2 pseudogenes are annotated in these 599 nt (G+C 75.8%); both read left to right on the top strand.

The features are described 5' to 3' along the window. A pseudogene (locus tag NJ376_RS16440) lies at window positions 1-270 on the top strand (hypothetical protein); the annotation flags it as partial. 148 nt (window positions 271-418) lie between these two features. Next, window positions 419-599, top strand: a pseudogene (locus tag NJ376_RS16435) (Bug family tripartite tricarboxylate transporter substrate binding protein); the annotation flags it as partial.

The raw sequence follows: 599 nt of genomic DNA, 5'->3' as shown, positions 1-599 counted from the left end.
CGCCACGACCGCGGCGCGGGCATCGTCGGCGGCGCCGCGGCCGGCGCGCTGGTCGGCGGGCTGCTGGGCCATGCGGCGGAGGCCGAGCGGGAGCCGCCCCCGCCGCCCGCGCCCTATGGCTACCCGCCCCCCCAGGGCTACAGCTACCCCTCGCCCCCGCCCTATCCCCACCCGCCACCTCAGCCGGGCTACATGGACCCGAGCTTCTCCGCCCCGCCCGGCTATGGCTATGGCGCGCCCGATACGGGAGCCATCACGCCGAGCTATTGACCGGGGCGCCGCCCCGAAACCCCGGCACGGGATACGGCGCCGGGATTGCGCGGAAGGCCCGGCGGGCACTGCCGGCGGCTGCGCACCTCCCCTGGCGGGTCCGGCTGAATGGCGGCATCATTGCGGCCAACAACCTTCGGGAAACGCCATGCGCCGCCGCCACCTGCTCGCCACCGCCCTCGCCCTGCCCAGCCTGCCGGCGCTTGCCCAGGGGACGGGGGATTGGCCCAGCCGCCCCATCCGCATCATCGTCCCCTACCCGCCCGGCGGGCCGAACGACATCATCGCCCGGCTCTACGCCCAGCCGCTGATGGCCCAGCTGAAGCAGA

This window comes from Siccirubricoccus soli, from assembly GCF_024178315.1.
Lineage (GTDB): Bacteria > Pseudomonadota > Alphaproteobacteria > Acetobacterales > Acetobacteraceae > Siccirubricoccus > Siccirubricoccus soli.
The sequence above is the reverse complement of the archived record's forward strand: the minus strand, read 5'-3'. Positions and strand labels throughout refer to the sequence as shown.